Origin of the sequence: Novosphingobium mangrovisedimenti, assembly GCF_025153475.1 — a bacterium.
Lineage (GTDB): Bacteria > Pseudomonadota > Alphaproteobacteria > Sphingomonadales > Sphingomonadaceae > Novosphingobium > Novosphingobium mangrovi_A.
Map to the genome: position 1 here is coordinate 187,026 of NZ_JANZXA010000006.1, position 17,033 is coordinate 204,058.

The window sequence follows — 17,033 nt, forward strand, 5'->3', positions numbered from 1 at the left end:
AACATGGCCAGCAGGAATATCATAATCCTGGCTGTGGCGGCGGCTTTGGGGTTGCTCGCCATATTCCTGATCAATTCATGGTTCACCAGCGTGGACGTGCAGCAGGAAAAGAAAGCGCAGGCGAACGACATGGTTCGTGTCGTCGTTGCGCGGCAGGAACTTCAGTTCGGCTCCAAGCTCACACCGGAAAACCTGCGGCTGGTAAGCTGGCCCAGGGACTCGGTGCCGGTGGGGGCTTTCGACAGTGTCGACAAGCTGGTGGCGGGGAACCACGTCGCTCTCCGGCCCATCACCATTGGCGAACCGGTGCTCGCCGATCGCGTTTCCGGCGTGAACGGCAGGGCGACGATTTCCGCCAATATTCCCAAGGATCTTCGTGCCGTCTCGATCCCGATCACCGCGGTGACCGGCGTGAGCGGCTTCGTGACGTCGGGCGATGTGGTCGACATCATGCTGACCCGCCAGCTTCCCGGAAACGACGGCGGCCCGCAAAACAAGATGACCAGCGTGCTGCTGGAAAACGTTCAGGTGATCGGCATCAATCAGCGGTCCAGTGAAAACGAGACCGAGCCGATGGTGGGCGATACGGCCACGGTGCTGGTCGACCAGTACGGGGCACAACGCCTCGTTCTCGCACAGCAGACGGGGACGCTCAGCCTGGCACTGCGCAATGTCGAGGATCAGTCCGTCGGGCAGACGCGGGCGGTTACGGCACGGGACCTTGGTGCTTTCAGGTCGGGTGCCGCTCCGGTCCGCTTCGCCGCCAGTCGCCGCACGGTTCGCTCCAGGACGCCGAGGCCCCCGGCAAGCGTGGCCCGTCCGATCATGACTGTGGTGCGCGGCACCGAGCAGTCCGATTACGAGGTGAAGCGCTATGCGGGTTGGTAAGACTCTTCGAGGGGCCGCGCTCGCCGCCGCCTTCTTCTCCCTGCCAGCAGGGACGGTGCCTGCCGTGGCGCAGGCGGATGCCTTCATCCATGCCGGAATGCTCGACGTTCCGCTCAACAAGAGCCAGGTGGTCACGGCAGACAAGGCCATTGCCCGGGCCATGGTGGGCAACGCCGACATCGCCGATGTCATGCCGCTTACGGATCGCTCGATCTACGTGCTCGGCAAGGCCATGGGCACGACGAGCCTGACGCTCTACGATGCGGGCGGGCGTGTCCTCAGCGTGATCGACGTTTCGGTCGGTCCCGACGTGCGGTCCTTTTCCGCGCAGGTTGCCCGGCTAATTCCGGGGCAGGACATTCAGGCGAGCATTTCGGGCGATTCCATGGTGCTGACCGGTCTCGTGTCCGATCCCGGTGCGGTCGACAAGGCCATGCGCCTTGCCAAGACCTATGCCGGCGAAAAGGTCGTCAACATGCTCAGCGTGGGCAGCAGCCAGCAGGTCATGCTCGAGGTGCGCTTTGCCGAAGTCCGCCGCTCCACCGGCGAAGACATCGGCGTCAGCGCTTTCGCGAACAGCAAGGGCGGTTCGTTCTCGGCCGCGATCGGCAGCGGCGCGCAGCTTGTTCCCGATGCCGACACCGGCGAGGGTATTCTCAAGCTCGGCGCGATCACCAATTCCTTCGGTGTTTTCCGCAAGTCCTTCACGCTGGGGGGCCTCAACATCGATGCCGTGCTCGATGCGATGGAGACCAAGGGTTTCGCCAAGACACTGGCGGAACCGACACTCGTTGCGCTTTCGGGGGAGAGGGCCTCGTTCCTGGCCGGTGGCGAATTCCCGGTGCCGGTGGCGCAGGGCGGTAACGTCGGAACCGGCACGGGCGGGCAGGCGCTGACCGTGGAATTCAAGCCCTTCGGCGTCAGTCTGGGCTTTACGCCGACGGTTCTGGGCGATCGCACGATAAACCTGCGGGTCGAACCGGAAGTCAGTTCCATCGATCCGGCGGCGTCGGTCACGTTGAACGGCATCACGATCCCGGGCGTTCAGACCCGCCGGGCCAGCACCGTTCTCGAACTGCGCGATGGCGAAAGCTTCGCGATCGCGGGGCTGCTCCAGCAGGACTTCAAGACGAATGTCAACCAGGTGCCGCTGCTGGGCAGCATCCCGATCCTTGGTGCCCTGTTCCGTTCGACGGCATTCCAGAAGGGCGAGACCGAGCTTCTCATCGTCGTGACGCCGCGGCTGGTCGCTCCGATCAAGCCCGAGCAGGTCAAGCTGCCGACCGACCGGGTGAACGATCCGAAGGCCGCTGACACTGTGCTCTTGGGCGAACCCTACGATCCCAAGCCGCTGGCTCCGGCAGCGCCGACGGCCCCGGCCGTGCAGAATTCGAATTCGGGAGACGGTTATGAATACTGATCGCTTGCGCGCAGTCCTGGTGGTTCTGTCGGCCCTGAGTTTGAGCGCCTGCGAGCACTCGGTGTTCGAGGAGCCGGGCGATGCGGCCTTCGGCGAAGCCAACCGGCAGACGATGATGGCGCAGGTGATCGATCCCGATCCGCAGTACGACGAGCCGGCTGCGAGCAGCGGCGTACAGGCGGCAAGGGCCATCGAAAAGTACACGACCGGGTCGGTCGAGAAGCCGGAACGCGTCACCACGAGCAACGTGCAGACAGGCACGGGATCCAATTGAGGCAGGGCACCACGAGGAGCAATGGTCAGGAGTAGTCCGAGGCAATTCTGGCAGGACCAGACCGGTGCGACAGCAGCGCTATACGCTCTCGCACTTCCTGCGCTGGTGATGGCTGCCGGTGTCGCCTACGATTATTCGCGCCTCGCGGGGTTGGACAGCGAGCTCCAGAACGCGGCCGATCAGGCGGCGCTGGCGGCGGCAACTCAACTCGACAGTGAGAGTGGGGCGTGTTCGCGGGCAGCGGCTGCGGCCAGTTCGCTCGTCAGCAATCGTGCGATCCTGGCCAATGACGGGCTTGGCATCGATGTCTCCGTTGCAAACGAGTCCACCTGCGACGCAGTTGGGGCCGTGCGTTTCTGGCAGGACCGCGACGGGACCACGGCCGCGACGAGTGATGGCAACGCGCATTTCGTCGAGGTTGTTTTCGATGCAAACAATCCGACGCCCAACGGACGTGTCGCCCATTATGCCTTCACCCCGATAACCGGCCTTTTTTACGGATCAGTGGGGGGGCGTGCGCTTGCCGGCGTCGGTTCCTCGATCTGCAAGGTGCCGCCGATGATGATCTGCAGCCCCGATCCCACACAGCCCTTCAACGCGGCGGGCAAGAAGGGCTGGGGTATTCAGGTCACCGGGCATGGCAACACCCAATCGGGTACGGGTGGTACGGTCGGGGCATGGGGGCCGGGCGACTTTGGATTCCTTGAGGTGGGCGCGGGGCAGAATTCCGACCTCGTGGAGGCTCTCGCTTTCGATACGACGACGCTGGACTGTGTGCCGATTGACGGGACCAAGCCGGAAACGGGTAATCCCCAGGCACTTTACGACGCCCTCAATACGCGATTCGACATCTACGATTTTGCGAGCGGCAATGGCACCACGCTGGCGCCCTGTTTCAGTGGAAGGTGTCCGGCAGCCAGCAATGTCGTGAAGGATGTCGTCAAAGCGGATACCAGTACGAATGGCCAATCGTGCAAGCTGCACAATACAGGCTGGCATTTGCCGCCGGAAGACCGGCAGTTCTGGCCCAAGCCAGCCAGTTCGATCACGAGCACCGATCCGCTGCAGGATTATAACGATACGACCCATTCGCCGTCGATCGATGCGATGGGGCTGCCGCGCGACCTTTGCCATTATGCGAGCTACGGCCAGGCCTGCGGGAATGATCCCAACAACCGGTACGGTAACGGCATCTGGGCGCGCGGCGACTATTTCGACAAGTATCACGGGGGCGCGCCGACAGGTGCCGGGAGCTGGACGCGCTACGAGACCTATCTCTGGGAGCTTGGTCTGCTCAAGAATGCTTCCGGCAGCTACGTGACCGGAGGCAGCGTACCGGGCGCGAACACGACGCCGCTCGGCGTGGCAGCCGGCAGTGACCGGCAATACGGCGGACCCGTATGCTCTACGGGCACGCCTGCTGCCAGCCGCCGTGTGCTCACTGTCGCCATCGTGAAGAACTGCTCGTCGCTCAGCGGATCGTCGACGGCCGTAAAGGTGGACGAATGGGTCGACATGTTCCTGGTGGAGCCTGTCATCGATGCCCGTCCCAACGGTTCGATCGCGGATTCGATCTACATGGAGATCATAGGGCCATCGCATCTCGGCGGTGAAGGCAACGTGTCCGGAGGGCAGGACATCCGCAAGGATGTCCCGTACCTGATAAAATGAGCAGCCTTTCCCTCCGCTTCGGTCGCGATCGGCGTGGCACGGCTTCCGCAGAAATGGTGCTGATGCTGCCTTTGCTGGTCGTGATGCTCTTCGCGATGTTCGAAGGGGGGCACTTCCTCTATTCGCAGCATGTGGTGACCAAGGCCGTGCGCGATGGCGCGCGCTTTGCCGGGCGTGCCCCCTTTTCGAATTTCACGAATTGCACGCGCTATGATTCCGGTGGTGCCGTGATCGGCGGGACGGGCGCGGTGGATCCCACTCTTGAGGGCCAGGTCAGGGAACTTACGCGCACCGGGCAGCTTTCCGGGGGCACGGCACGGCTCAATGGTTGGGTCGCTTCCGACGTTACCGTGACCTGCGCGTTCAATTCGGCCTTCACGAAGGGGGTGTACAGAACGCAGGCAAATGGCGCAGCGACCGTGACGGTATCCGCGTCCGTGGCCTACACCTCGCTCTTCGGTGTTCTGGGCGGCCTTTCGGGCAATTTGAACCTCAATGCCAGCGCACAAGCTGCCGTGATGGGGATCTGACCGATGCTGCGCCGCCTTCTCCATAGTTCGACAGGTACCACGGCAGCCGAATTTGCGATGATGCTACCGATCATCATGCTGTTCCTGCTCGGGATCATTGATGCGGGCCTTTATGCCTGGGCGTTCAACCGGGCCGAGAAAGCGACCCAGATGGGCGCGCGCATGGCGGTGACGACGCAGATCATTCCGGGGGGAACGGCATCCAATGGGCTGTACAACTACAGCTTTGCCGTGAGCGGGGGAATCCCTCAAGGCACCGTAGTCCCGGCAGGCAATTTTCCCGACATCACATGCGAGGAGGCGTCTGGAACGCTGTCCTGTCCCTGCAATGCATGCGCTTTCAGCACGGCGATCGACACGGCGGCGCAGACGGCCTGGGACAACATCGTCGCCCGAATGAAGTACATCTATCCCGAAATCGACGGTTCGAACGTCGTGATCGAATACAGGTGGTCGGGGCTGGGCTTTGCCGGTGATCCGAATGGAGCGGATGTCGCACCGCTTGTAACGGTCAAGTTAAAGCAGATGAAATATAAACCTCTGTCGCTTTACATATTCAAACAGGACGTACCCGTCCCGGCGGCCAGTTATACTCTGACTATGGAAGATGGTCAGGGGACGGTCTCAAACTAGGCATGAACATGGGCAAGGAAGACATCCTCTCGACTTTTGGAAAGGACGGCGAATTGCGTCTTCCCGCAGGACTTGTGATCGTGGGCTCGAAGGCCCGTCTGGATGAGCTGAGAAGCGCTCCTATGCATGCGCTCGTGCGGGGGGCAAAGCTGGTGGAACTGCCGGCGGACATGCCCGTGCCGGACGAAGTCCTTTCCGAATGCGCGCTGCTGGTGCTGGAGACGGACCCGCATGTCCCGGCTTCGTTGCACCGGGCAGCGTCGATCCGGGGGCGGCGTCCGGACCTGCCGCAGATCCTTGCCCTGGCGGACGCCAACCTGTCTGTCGTCAAGACCCTGCTCAAGCAGGGTATCAGCGATGTCATCGCGCTTCCCTTCGATCCCGAGGAGCTGGTTCAGGCTGCGCTGGGGGCAGGCGTTCCCCAGCGGCGGGCGGATGATCGCAAATCCTCCAAGGCCCCCGTCATCGCGGTCGTGAGAGCGATTGCCGGCAATGGTGCCACGAGCGTCGTCACCCATCTTGCGCATGAACTCGGCAAGAACGATCCGGCGGGCAGGGGTGCCTGCATCTTTGATCTGGATGTCCAGTACGGGACTGTCGGCGATGTCCTGGGACTGTCGCCGCGTCAGGGGCTGGGGGATCTTCTCGCATCGCCCGATCGCATGGACGCCGATCTCGTCCGGTCGGTCGCAACGCGCCATTCCGATACTCTGAGCGTGATCACGGCGCCGCGCGAGATCCAGCCGATCGAACAGATCGACGCCGACGATCTCCTGATGGCGATCGAGTATGCGCGGCTGCAATATTCCTACGTCCTGCTCGATCTGCCTTCGAACTGGACGAGCTGGAACCTCTCGACGGTCGTCTCGGCGGACCACGTGGTGATGGTGGTCGAACTGACAGTGGCAAGCCTGCGGCAGGCGAAGCGTCGTCTCGAGCTGTTCGCGACGGCTGGCGTCAAGAACCGGAACATCTCGATCGTCGTGAACCGGCTCGAAAAGAAGCTGTTCAAGACGATCGACCTCGACGACGTCGATCGCACGCTGAACCGGCGCGTGCTGGGCGGAATCCATCTGGACAAGGACATTCTGCCCCTTGCGCAGGATCAGGGCCTGCTGGCGGACGAAATGCACAAGAAAAGCAGGTTCGCCAAGGAAGTAGCGGACCTGGCGCAGGCACTGTCCGATATCCTCGTGGCGGGAGATGCTTCATGATCTGGAAAGTCAGGACACGCAAGGAACTCGACGACGTCGTCGAACCGGGAGAGGTCGATAGCCACGCATCCGCCCCGGCGCCGCACCCTCAGGCCGCCGTTGCGGCGAAACCGAAGCCGCTATCGCAGGCCGAACAGTTCCTGCGGCTCAAGACCACGATACATCGCAAGCTGCTCGATCGCATCAACCTCACGATGCTGGAAAAAATGTCCAGGGCGCAGATCGAGGCGGAAGTGGGCGACGTGGTCCTGGCCTTGCTGGCCGAAGAGAACACGGCGCTGAATGCGAAGGAGCGTGCGCGCCTCGTCTCGGAGGTGCTGAACGAACTGCTCGGTCTCGGGCCGCTCGAGCCGTTGCTGGCGGATGAGACCATCACCGACATTCTGGTGAACGGGCACGAGACCGTCTTCGTCGAGCGGCACGGCCTGCTCGAACGCGTGCCCACCAAGTTTCAGGACGAGCGACACCTGCTGAGGATCATCCAGAAGATCGTCAGCGCGGTGGGGCGGCGCATCGACGAATCTTCCCCGTTCGTCGATGCGCGTCTCGCCGATGGTTCGCGCGTGAACGCCATTGTCGCGCCGCTGGCGATCGACGGTTCGCTGCTGTCGATCCGCAAGTTCTCGAAGGCGCCGATCAGCATGGAGCGCCTGATCGAACTGGGCAGCGTCCCGCGCGAGGCGGCCGAAGTCCTTTCTGCCGTCGTCAGGAGCCGGCGCAACGTGCTCATTTCCGGCGGTACCGGTTCGGGCAAGACCACCTTGCTCAACGCCTTGTCGTCTTACATCGATCACCGCGAGCGCATCGTGACGATCGAGGACTCCGCGGAACTGCGGTTGCAGCAGGAACACGTCGCGCGACTGGAAACCCGCCCGCCCAACATCGAAGGGAAGGGCGAGGTCAGCCAGCGCGATCTCGTCAAGAACGCCCTGCGCATGCGTCCCGACCGCATCATCGTGGGCGAGGTGCGTGCCGGGGAAGCGTTCGACATGCTCCAGGCGATGAACACCGGCCACGACGGATCGATGACGACGGTGCACGCGAACACGCCGCGCGATGCCCTGTCGCGCATCGAGCAGATGATCGGCATGAGCGGGATCGACATGCCGGCCAGGTCGGCAAAGGCGCAGATTGCCTCGGCGATCCAGATCGTGATCCAGATCGGCCGAATGGCCGACGGCCGCCGAAAGCTGCTGAGCCTGTCCGAGATCACCGGCATGGAGGGAGAGGTGATCACCATGCAGGAAATATTCCGCTTCAAGCGCGAAGGCAGGACGGAATCCGGCGAGGTTCTCGGTCATTTCGAGGCTACCGGCATCCGGCCCAAGTTCCTTGTCCAGGCCCACGAGGCGGGGATCGACCTGAGCCCCGATCTCTTCCGTCCCAATCTCAAGCTGGCCTAGCGCGATGTTCGACGGTCAACTTTTCCGCGCCCTGATTTTCGTGGCGATCTTCGGATCGGTGTTCCTGTTCGTGCAGCTTGTCCTGCGGCTCGGGCTGGAAGGCCGTGCGCACCGGCAGGCCGTGAACAAGCGCTTGCGCATGATTTCGACCGGGGCCGAACGCGAGGACGTGGTTGCGCGGCTCTTGAAGAACGATCCGACATTCGGGCCGAACGCGACGGGTTTCGTGGCAAAATCCCTGCGTAACCTGCGCAAGAAGCTGCTGATGGCGGGGCTGCCGTTCGGACCCACCGAGACGATGTTCGGCATGATCGGGCTCTTCGTCTTTTTCGGGCTGGGCGCCTGGTACCTGGCCTTCATCTATTCCTTTCCGATCACCTTCGGCGTGCTGCAATTGATCATTGCGGTTGCGGCGGGCGCTGCCATCGCGATTCCGCTGCAGATCATCAGCGTCTTTGCCCAGCGGCGGCGCAAGCGGATGCAGGCGCAGTTTCCGGTTGCCCTCGACATCTTCGTGCGCGCGTTGAAGGCCGGGCATCCCGTCGCTTCGGCGCTCGACCTGATGACTAACGAGATGGAGGACCCGATTGGCAGCGAGTTCGGTCTGGTCGGCGACGAGATTTCCTATGGCGCCGAGCTGACCGAGGCGCTCGATGCCATGGCCGAACGCTGGGACCTCGATGACATTCGCATGTTCGTGGTCTCGCTTTCGGTGCAGAACGAGACCGGCGGCAATCTCGCGGAAATCCTGGAGAACCTGTCCGAAGTGATCCGTGAACGCGCGACCTTGCTTCTCAAGGTCCGGGCGCTGAGTTCCGAAGGGCGCATGACAGGCTGGCTGCTGACAGTCCTGCCCATTCTCACTTTCCTGGCGCTCTTCCTGACGGACCCCTCATTCTATTTCGACGTGGCGATGGACCCCATTTTCTACATCGGGTTCCCCATGATCATCGCCCTTTTCCTTCTGGGGGTCCTGTGGATCCGCAAGCTTGTTGATCTGAAGGTCTGACATGATCGAGCTTATCGCAGCAAATGCCACGATCCGCTTCTTCCTGCTGGCGGCGATCTTTGCGGGCATCATGTTCGCGGGCGTGCAGATCGCGAACCTGTCTTCGCGGCGGGCAACGATCAGGAACGAGCTTCAGCGCCTGTCGAACGACACGGCACGCAGCGCGAGCCAGCAGCTGTTCCACAAGAAGGAAACGGCCTGGTCGAAGCTGGCCGATGCGATCGAGAAGGCGGGGCTCAGTCTCGAGGATACGCAAGGGGACAAGCTGCGCAGGAAACTGCGCGCTGCCGGTTACGATTCGCCGTCGGCACCGCGTATCTTCACTCTGGCCCGGCTGGTGATGATCTTCCTTGTTCCGCTCGGCTACATCCTGCTTATCTACCTGCCGGGCGAACCGATGAGCGATCTCAAGCTCTACATGCATGTCGCGGTCATGGCGCTGATCGGCCTCTACTTTCCCAATCTCTACATCACGGCGAAGGCGGATCGGCGCCGCGAGCAGGTGATTAACGGTTTCCCGGACGCGCTGGATCTTCTTCTGGTGTGCGTGGAGGCGGGCCTCGGGCTGGAATCGGCCATGGACCGCGTGGCGCGCGAGATGGTGCTGTCCCATCCGCTCGTTTCGCAGGTCATCTCGAATGCGACGCTGCTGATGCGCGCGGGCGCCGAACGCGAGTCCGCGCTGCGCCAGATGGGGGAAAACAGCGGCGTCGACGAGATCCGCAGCTTTTCCACGCTTCTGATCCAGTCGGACAAGCTCGGCACGAGCATCGCTGCGACATTGCGCGTCTACGCCGCTGAAATGCGGGAGAAGCGGAGGCTGCGGGCGGAAGAGAAGGCGCATCGCCTGCCCGTGCTGATTTCCATTCCGCTGGTTATCTGCATGCTGCCGACGGTCATCGGTGTCTTGATGCTTCCCGGCATCATCCACGCAGTACGTGAGCTGTTCCCGGCGCTGAATGGAGGTTGAGGACATGAACAAGAGACTGAGGACTTCGTTCGTTGCAATTAGCCTGCTGGGGCTTGGCGGGTGCCAGTCGATCTTTGGCTCGTCCGACCTCTCGCATGTGAGGCCGGGCGCCATGTCTCCCCGGGACCGCGACGACGTCGTCGGCCTGGCGTTGTTGATCCGGGGGCGGACGCACATCGCCGAGGGCAATCTCGCCGCCGCGGCCGAAGCCCTGCGCATGGCCCAGCGTTTCCCGGAAACGAAAGCGGATGCGACCAATGGCCTGGGCGTCGTCTATGCACGGATGAAGCGGTTCGATGTCGCGGCCCGCTATTTCCGTGAGGCAACCGAGATGGAGCCCTCGAACAATCGCTTCGCTACCAACCTCCATAGGCTGGAACGCACGACGCGCGTGGCGGTGCAGAAACAGCCGGTGCCGTCCGCGCAGGGGCGTGTGGCCTCGCAGGTGGGGGCCGATGCCCGCCGCGTCGCGTCGCAGTCCGGCAGCGCCGATAACCCGCCGGTGCTGGCCGAAGCGGAACCGAGGGTCGATACGAGGAACGAGAGCCTTCGGGCGCCTCGGCCGGCATCCGGCGATGCGATGCAGCCCGCGCCGGCGGTGACGCATTCTCCGGCAATCGAGCCGCCCACGGCGGGAACGGCAAGCCCTGCCACGTCTGCCTTTGAAAGTGCGCCGGGCACTCGTGCCGCGGCGAATGGCGATGCCTCCCGCTCTGCAGGACAGAAGGCGCTGCAGCAGGCGAGGGCCGAACTGACGGCGGGGAACCTTGCCACGGCCGCCCGGCTGTTCCGTGTCGCACAGCGGCAGGGCGACACTCTGGCAGACGCCAGCAATGGCCTGGGCGTCGTCTATGCGCGCCTCGGTCGCCCCGACCTTGCCGACCGGTACATGCAGATGGCAGCGGCTCTCGAACCCGCCAACCCGAAGTTCGCGGCCAACATCCAGCGTTTGCACGGTACCGTGCGCTTCGCGCACGACGACGCGGCTTCCGGCCCCGCGCGCCTTCGCGACCTCATTCCGGCGCCAGCCTTCGGCAAGGCGGCCGCGCCTGCAGCGGGTTCCGGTGCCGGTCATATCATGGTCGATGCGACGGACGGTCTGCTGCACGATGTCCTGCCGCCGGTGCAGATCCACACTGCCAGTCTCGATGCCGGCTCCGGCGTCAAGGAGCAGTGCCAGGGCCACGGCGTGCAGACTTTGTCGGGATCGCGATCCTGCCTCAACGTCGTCTCGTCGCCGGGGGCTGCTCCGGTGATGGAGGTGATCGGCGTTTCCTCCCCGAACAGCGCGCAGGATCAGGTGCAGGCGGATGCCGCACCGGTACTCGTCGCCTTTTCCGATGCGACAGCCTGAGGCCAGTCAATGCTTGAAGCGATACTCGTCCTCGCGTGCTACGCGCTGGTGCTTGCTGCGGCCATCGGCGATGTCCGGCATCGGCACATCCCGAACCTGTTGTGCCTGGTCCTTGCCGGCGTTGCGCTTTTCTACGCGATTATGACGAATGATCTGGCTGGGGTCGGCAGCCACTTGCTTCACGCGGTTCTGGCGCTAGCCGTGGGCATGGGGCTGTTCGCGCTGGGCATGATCGGCGGCGGCGATGCGAAGCTCTATAGTGCGGCGGCGCTTGCGATCCCGTTCTCGAGAGCGCTCAGCTTGCTGGGATGGACTTCGCTGGTGGGGCTGGTGCTGCTCGTTGCGATGATGATTCTGCGTCGCAGCCTGGCGCTGCGCAAGAAGGGGAAAACGGCGTTTACGGTCCCTTACGGCGTTGCGATCGCCGGAGGGCTCATGCTGGCGCTCCTGCCCGATCTGGAAGTCGTTTTCTGAAGGGCGGAATTCGGCGCCGGGCGGGTCCGACGGTGCGCGCGTCGGGCCGACGCCGAATTGACGCTCTTTTTCGTCTCGATGGGACGAAGGATCGGCTTGTGGGAAGGCCAGCGGCGCTAATGGTGACCCCTACGGGACTCGAACCTGAGGAACAAGGGATTGCAGGGGGCTCCAGGGGAAAGAAATGGCAGAAAACCGCCAATCGCATTCCCGCTCAATCCCCCTGATTACCGCGATGCTCCCACGGATGCTCCCACGGCTCCTGTATGGTAAGTGCGGTTTCAACGGCGTCGGCAAACATAATGCTGATATCTGCAGGGCATTGCGCGCGGGGAGCACGAGGGGCGATGGTCAAGCACTACATTGAAGTGACCGGCGCACAGCCCGAATTGCGTGGCGGTCGGACACTCCAGAATGGCAATTTATGTGTTCACGAGTTGCGAATAACAACCTCAAGAGTCGTCAATATGCGACGCAGCTAGGGACCTCGTTCTCGTCGATCAGTATCCCGAGACCGAATCTTGAAAATAACCAATTTCGCGAGGCGATTGGCGGTTCATTACAAATGCCACACGGCCCCATCCGTGCCAGCGGGCTTCAAAAGTCTGGATAGTAACGCCCCGGGGCTTTCCTTCACGAACCAAATCGCGCAGATTGCGTTCGACATTTGTTCGTCATTATCCATAGGCATGGGGTCAGTCGCTTGGCAGGCAGTGGTCCGGTTTCCGAATTCATCCCGACCGAAGTCCAACGAGCCGTGCCGGGTCGGCTACGATCGCTGCTGCGCGGGCAACCTGAGCCTGTTCTTCTATTGGGAGCAGGCGCGTCCATCTCGTCAGGGATCCCGGCTGCCGGGGAAGCTGTCGAGAGAATCGCTAAATGGCGGTGGTGCTTGGACAACGATCGCCTACCAAATGATCCGAGCGTCCGCCGCGCGGATTATTGGCCTTGGTTGACCGCGCAGCCGTGGTTTTCAACGGATGTTCTCCTTGCGGAGCTGTATCCCGATGCGGTCAAGAACCTGTTGAACGTTGCAAACGACCGGCGCGTCTTTTTCGAGGACATGATCCATCCACCCGTGCATCCTAATCGGGGCTACAGAGGTCTTGCCAACATCCTGCACCAAGGCTGGATAGCGACCGTCCTCACGACAAACTTTGACGAATGCATTCAAAACGCCCGAGTTCTGGTGACGCGGCCTCACCATCTGGTGGCGATCAAGACACCATCGGACCTAGTCCGCTTCTCATCAGCGCCGGAAAATCCTCAGCTCGTTTACCTGCACGGCTCGGTAGAGCATTTGACCGACAAGAATCTGGCGATCGACGTCCAAAATATGGACAGCGAGATCGTCGAACGTGTGCGACCGCTGCTCCGCGACCATCCCATCATTGTCGTCGGCTATCGTGGCGCCGAACCCTCGGTGATGCGTGGTCTTTTCCTCGACAACATAGACTACACCAGCAAATTCTATCACGGCATCTACTGGTGTGTGCTGGACCGAGAGATCGACGCGCCGATGCCTCCAATGGTTGCGGAACTCGCGTCGGCCATCGGCGGTAACTTCACTAAAGTACCGATTTCGGGCTTCGACGATCTTTTCGAGATCGAATTATACAATCGGCTGGTGGCCGAAGGAGCGCAACCGACCCGGCGTAACCACGGCTATCGGCCGCCCGAGTTGCCGCTCGACATGACCCCGATTGCTGGGGGCCTTCTCGATAACATCGATCGCGTTTTGCTTTTCACACGTCTCCGTGAATATGCCGCCGTACTCAACAACTGGGCACCGGATTCCTATGAGGAAGACTGGACGCTTCGAATGGGCACCACCTTCAACCTGCTCATGGCTAACGACGATGCGACCGTTCCGACGGTGGCGGGTTGGTTGTTGTTCTCTAATGATCCGACCGTATTGATACCCAGTGCATTTGTGCGCTTCCGTGCGCTCGGGCCCGAGACTTGGCTGCGTCAGTGCCTTGGCGACGATGTCGATCTTCTGCACGAACCCAATGCGGAAGGCTCTCTCGTCGAGGTGGATATCCGCGGAAATCTGTGGTCACAGCTCGACCAGCTCACCGAGTTGCTATCACGAGTCAACCGTCAGTTTCGCTTGAAGCAGGAGGTGTCGCGGCAGGTCCGTTCGTACAGTCCATTGGCCCTCAAAGAGATGATCGTGAACGCGCTTGTGCATCGTGACTATGCCTGCCCCGATCCGGTCGAGATCGTGGTTACGCCCGAGCGGATCGTCACCAGGAGCCCTGGAGGTCTTGTCGATACGGTCGCTGCGCAGATTTACGATCAAGAACTTCAGGCCATGATCAAGAGTGGTCGGCGCAGCATCAAAGGCTACCGAAATCCGGTCATCTCCGATCTCTTCTACGGCGGCGGCCAGATGGACCATACCGGATCGGGTCTGTCGGATATGTGGAAAGAGACCATCAACAACAATGGCGACGTGGATTTCGGACCGGGGGACGAGAACAGGGCGTTCAACGTCGAGATAAAGGCCCGTCCCGAGGCTGTGGACGACATCACGAATACCGCTATCGCGGATGAATCACAGGTCACACGTTTCACCACGAACCTTTTGCCCATCCATACAATGCCCGATAGGATCTGGCATGCTGGGACGACTGCGACTTATACCGGGGGGCTATATCGTTCCGCGGGCGACCTCCCCGTACCTCCTGGACACGTCCAAGACGGCCGCTTCTACACACTCTACGACCTCGACGAGATTACCGATGCGCTAGTGACGCCGTTCGATCCTGGAGATGTCGAGACGGTCACGCCTGAAGAACTCATGGATCTTCCGAACGGCGAGAATATCCTGATCAAACTCCTCGTCGATGCCGTACTCGGACATTGCCGCGCGCTCGGGATGCAGATCGATTTCAAGCGAAAGCGCGCCCATTTCCCGCGTTTCGATGAGGAGCAGGAACGTCGGATTACCTACAAAGCCCGATATAAGCGAGCCACGAGAACGGTGGTCAAGGCCCGGACGAAGCGGGATACGGGCGAGATATCCTATTACGAGCACAAGGCGCTTTCGATCTCGGTTGCGCCCTATGGCTCCGAGTGGTGCATCATCCTCTCGCCCGGTTACGCGTTCACGCGAAATGGCTTTGGACGGCTGATCGGCAACGAGCTCATCAACAGCCTGTCGACGCGGCGGGCGGCAAAGGACTTCAATTCGAGTGTCCATAATGACCTCGCCTTTTGGCAGGCGATGTTGGCGGAACAGTCAGAGGGGCTGTTCTCTCTCCAGCCAGATGTGAGCGGTGGCCTATCCCGGTTCGCACCCAATATTGTCATGAGCAACCAGCTTCCTGGGGCCTCACTGAACTCCAACGCTTTCGATGAACTTGCGATCGTCCAAGGCGACCCGGACGAACTCGAAGAGCTCGACAGAGAGCTCTCGGAGTTGGCCGACATGGTCGAGCTTGACGACTTGCGGGAACCCGAACCGGCGAGCGCATTCGGGCGGGTGAGCGACGATGACTGACTTGTCACTTTTCGAGCTGCGCTCGCCTCCGCTGCAATTCGGTGGGGCCGCATCCACGTCCGACCCCAAATCGGGTCTCGACAGTGCCGGACCCTTTGATCTTCGGTTTGGAGCGGCCCGGAAGGATGCGATCCATGTCGGTGTGATCGGTCCTGCGGATATGATCGATAGCGCGCAGAAATGGTTGACCCGTTGCGCGGCCGGAATACCGACGTTCGGCCCGGCCACATCGTTGCGACGACCGTTTCCGGGTTTTTCGGAGGTTTTCCGCAAGAAGCTGGTCTATTCAACGCATCTTTCCATTGCATTGGCCGAGGCAGGTGACAATTCGATCGAGCTTGCGCTCGCGGGCTCAGACGCGTTCATACGCTTTCAGACGATCGTCGATCTCTACGATGCCAGTCTTCAACGTCTCGCTGGGCGAGACGTGAACCGTCCCGATGTCGTGTTGGTGTGCCTCCCGCAGAGCGTTCTCGACAAGTGCAGAACGGTCGAGCGCCAGAATACAGAGGCCGAGCGAGAGCGGGCAAAGGCGATCAGGAAAGCGCGTGCGAGTCGACAAACCGATTTCTTCGACCTGCTCGATGAAGTCGAGGAAAGTGAAGATGATTTCCTCAAACGCGATCTGAGACATGCGCTCAAGGCCAGGGCCTTGGCGGCGCGGCTGCCGATCCAGATCGTCACACCACGGTTGCTAGAGGATGGTCCTAAGAGCGAGGATCCCGCCACCCGCGCCTGGAACTTCTCGGTTGGCTTATACTACAAGGCAGGCGGCGTTCCTTGGCGGTTGAGTCCGCCCGGGCCGGAGACTTGTTTCGTTGGGATAAGCTTTCACCACTATCGGACGAAGCAGCGCCACATTGTGCAATCGAGCCTAGCCCAAGCTTTCTCGAGCGAAGGCGAAGGTTTCGCAATTCGGGGCACCGGAGTGCCGGCCGAGGCGGATCAACGCCTGAACGTGCATCTTTCCGAGGATCAAGCTTATGATCTCGGCGTACGCATCATCGCGGAATATGGGGCACGTACGGGTCGCTCTCCGCTGCGATTGGTGATCCATAAGACCAGCCAGTTCGACCAGGCGGAGATCCGGGGCTTTCGCGCCGCGCTCGGGGACATTCCTATCGTCAGCCTCGTGACGATGGTGCCGAGCGCATTCCGCCTCGTACGTTTTGGTATGTACCCTCCAAAAGTTGGCACAATCTGCACGGTGAACGGAGCGCGGACCTTCCTCTACACATCTGGCTATATTCCAGAGATCGAGACCTATCCCGGTCCGCACATACCTCAGCCATTCGAAGTGCGCTCGATCGGCCCCGAGGATTCATTGGCTGCGGCAACCGATATCTTCAACTTGACGCGTATGAACTGGAACACGGCGGATATCCGCGGAAAATGGCCCGTTACCCTCTCTTTCGCCCGACGGGTTGGCGGAATTCTCAATGAATATGGAGAGCAGGATCCTGATGAAACTTCATTTCGATATTTTGTGTAGAGGGGGAGTGCAGGTTCTGGTTTTACAGACGCCGTTTGTCACCTGTTGACCTGCCGAGGCCACGAGTTCAGCTCGGTTTTTCTATCACTGAGTCGACCGTCTGAAATTTTGGCTGCATTTGCTCGTTCATCCATGGCGCGGTGATTAGTAGGTTTGCCTGATCGCTAGGTTAGATAGAAGACGGGAAGTGGAA

At 61.5% G+C, this 17,033-nt stretch carries 14 protein-coding genes; all 14 read left to right on the forward strand.

Annotation, left to right across the window (positions count from 1 at the left end; all coding sequences use genetic code 11):
• Positions 1–3: 3 nt before the first annotated feature.
• The 14 genes from cpaB to NZK81_RS10950 all read left to right on the forward strand — a co-directional run bounded on the left by cpaB (position 4) and on the right by NZK81_RS10950 (position 16,840).
• Positions 4–888 carry a Flp pilus assembly protein CpaB gene (cpaB, locus tag NZK81_RS10885; protein ID WP_260046156.1) on the forward strand — a complete coding sequence of 295 codons (885 nt, stop codon included), beginning with the start codon at positions 4–6 and terminating at the stop codon, positions 886–888.
• Positions 875–2,308: a type II and III secretion system protein family protein gene (locus NZK81_RS10890; RefSeq protein WP_260046157.1), complete on the forward strand. Its 1,434-nt coding sequence runs from the start codon at positions 875–877 to the stop codon at positions 2,306–2,308. Before cpaB ends, NZK81_RS10890 begins: the two co-directional genes overlap by 14 nt.
• Positions 2,298–2,582: a hypothetical protein gene (locus tag NZK81_RS10895; protein WP_260046158.1), complete on the forward strand. Its 285-nt coding sequence runs from the start codon at positions 2,298–2,300 to the stop codon at positions 2,580–2,582. The genes NZK81_RS10890 and NZK81_RS10895 overlap by 11 nt, the downstream gene beginning before the upstream one ends.
• Positions 2,583–2,603: 21 nt before the next feature.
• Positions 2,604–4,253 carry a pilus assembly protein TadG-related protein gene (locus NZK81_RS10900; protein WP_260046159.1) on the forward strand — a complete coding sequence of 550 codons (1,650 nt, stop codon included), beginning with the start codon at positions 2,604–2,606 and terminating at the stop codon, positions 4,251–4,253.
• The gene (locus tag NZK81_RS10905) at positions 4,250–4,783 is read left to right on the forward strand and encodes a TadE/TadG family type IV pilus assembly protein (RefSeq protein ID WP_260046160.1); all 534 of its coding nucleotides are present in this window, start codon (positions 4,250–4,252) and stop codon (positions 4,781–4,783) included. Before NZK81_RS10900 ends, NZK81_RS10905 begins: the two co-directional genes overlap by 4 nt.
• Before the next feature lie 3 nt (positions 4,784–4,786).
• The gene (locus tag NZK81_RS10910; RefSeq protein ID WP_260046161.1) at positions 4,787–5,416 is read left to right on the forward strand and encodes a TadE/TadG family type IV pilus assembly protein; all 630 of its coding nucleotides are present in this window, start codon (positions 4,787–4,789) and stop codon (positions 5,414–5,416) included.
• A gap of 8 nt (positions 5,417–5,424) precedes the next feature.
• Positions 5,425–6,630: a CpaE/TadZ family protein gene (locus tag NZK81_RS10915; RefSeq protein ID WP_260046162.1), complete on the forward strand. Its 1,206-nt coding sequence runs from the start codon at positions 5,425–5,427 to the stop codon at positions 6,628–6,630.
• Positions 6,627–8,033, forward strand: a complete 1,407-nt coding sequence (locus NZK81_RS10920; RefSeq protein ID WP_419181673.1) for a TadA family conjugal transfer-associated ATPase — start codon at positions 6,627–6,629, stop codon at positions 8,031–8,033. The genes NZK81_RS10915 and NZK81_RS10920 overlap by 4 nt, the downstream gene beginning before the upstream one ends.
• Before the next feature lie 4 nt (positions 8,034–8,037).
• A complete protein-coding gene (locus tag NZK81_RS10925) occupies positions 8,038–9,042 on the forward strand; it encodes a type II secretion system F family protein (protein WP_260046163.1) in 1,005 nt (334 codons plus the stop codon).
• A 1-nt stretch (position 9,043) separates the two neighbouring features.
• On the forward strand, positions 9,044–10,012 hold the full coding sequence (locus NZK81_RS10930) for a type II secretion system F family protein (protein ID WP_260046164.1): 969 nt from the start codon (positions 9,044–9,046) through the stop codon (positions 10,010–10,012).
• Positions 10,013–10,016: 4 nt separating this feature from the next.
• Positions 10,017–11,366: a tetratricopeptide repeat protein gene (locus NZK81_RS10935; RefSeq protein WP_260046165.1), complete on the forward strand. Its 1,350-nt coding sequence runs from the start codon at positions 10,017–10,019 to the stop codon at positions 11,364–11,366.
• A 9-nt stretch (positions 11,367–11,375) separates the two neighbouring features.
• Entirely contained in the window at positions 11,376–11,840 is a 465-nt protein-coding gene (locus tag NZK81_RS10940; RefSeq protein WP_260046166.1) for an A24 family peptidase, read from the forward strand.
• An 892-nt stretch (positions 11,841–12,732) separates the two neighbouring features.
• Positions 12,733–15,348: an SIR2 family protein gene (locus tag NZK81_RS10945; RefSeq protein WP_198409093.1), complete on the forward strand. Its 2,616-nt coding sequence runs from the start codon at positions 12,733–12,735 to the stop codon at positions 15,346–15,348.
• The gene (locus NZK81_RS10950; protein WP_013833357.1) at positions 15,341–16,840 is read left to right on the forward strand and encodes an argonaute/piwi family protein; all 1,500 of its coding nucleotides are present in this window, start codon (positions 15,341–15,343) and stop codon (positions 16,838–16,840) included. The genes NZK81_RS10945 and NZK81_RS10950 overlap by 8 nt, the downstream gene beginning before the upstream one ends.
• Positions 16,841–17,033 lie beyond the last annotated feature (193 nt).

What these genes read in the sequence shown, in the direction of transcription:
- cpaB (WP_260046156.1), top strand. Translation starts at nt 4, where the DNA reads ATGGCCAGCAGGAATATCATAATCCTGGCTGTGGCGGCGGCTTTGGGG.
- NZK81_RS10890 (WP_260046157.1), top strand. Translation starts at nt 875, where the DNA reads ATGCGGGTTGGTAAGACTCTTCGAGGGGCCGCGCTCGCCGCCGCCTTC.
- NZK81_RS10895 (WP_260046158.1), top strand. Translation starts at nt 2,298, where the DNA reads ATGAATACTGATCGCTTGCGCGCAGTCCTGGTGGTTCTGTCGGCCCTG.
- NZK81_RS10900 (WP_260046159.1), top strand. Translation starts at nt 2,604, where the DNA reads ATGGTCAGGAGTAGTCCGAGGCAATTCTGGCAGGACCAGACCGGTGCG.
- NZK81_RS10905 (WP_260046160.1), top strand. Translation starts at nt 4,250, where the DNA reads ATGAGCAGCCTTTCCCTCCGCTTCGGTCGCGATCGGCGTGGCACGGCT.
- NZK81_RS10910 (WP_260046161.1), top strand. Translation starts at nt 4,787, where the DNA reads ATGCTGCGCCGCCTTCTCCATAGTTCGACAGGTACCACGGCAGCCGAA.
- NZK81_RS10915 (WP_260046162.1), top strand. Translation starts at nt 5,425, where the DNA reads ATGGGCAAGGAAGACATCCTCTCGACTTTTGGAAAGGACGGCGAATTG.
- NZK81_RS10920 (WP_419181673.1), top strand. Translation starts at nt 6,627, where the DNA reads ATGATCTGGAAAGTCAGGACACGCAAGGAACTCGACGACGTCGTCGAA.
- NZK81_RS10925 (WP_260046163.1), top strand. Translation starts at nt 8,038, where the DNA reads ATGTTCGACGGTCAACTTTTCCGCGCCCTGATTTTCGTGGCGATCTTC.
- NZK81_RS10930 (WP_260046164.1), top strand. Translation starts at nt 9,044, where the DNA reads ATGATCGAGCTTATCGCAGCAAATGCCACGATCCGCTTCTTCCTGCTG.
- NZK81_RS10935 (WP_260046165.1), top strand. Translation starts at nt 10,017, where the DNA reads ATGAACAAGAGACTGAGGACTTCGTTCGTTGCAATTAGCCTGCTGGGG.
- NZK81_RS10940 (WP_260046166.1), top strand. Translation starts at nt 11,376, where the DNA reads ATGCTTGAAGCGATACTCGTCCTCGCGTGCTACGCGCTGGTGCTTGCT.
- NZK81_RS10950 (WP_013833357.1), top strand. Translation starts at nt 15,341, where the DNA reads ATGACTGACTTGTCACTTTTCGAGCTGCGCTCGCCTCCGCTGCAATTC.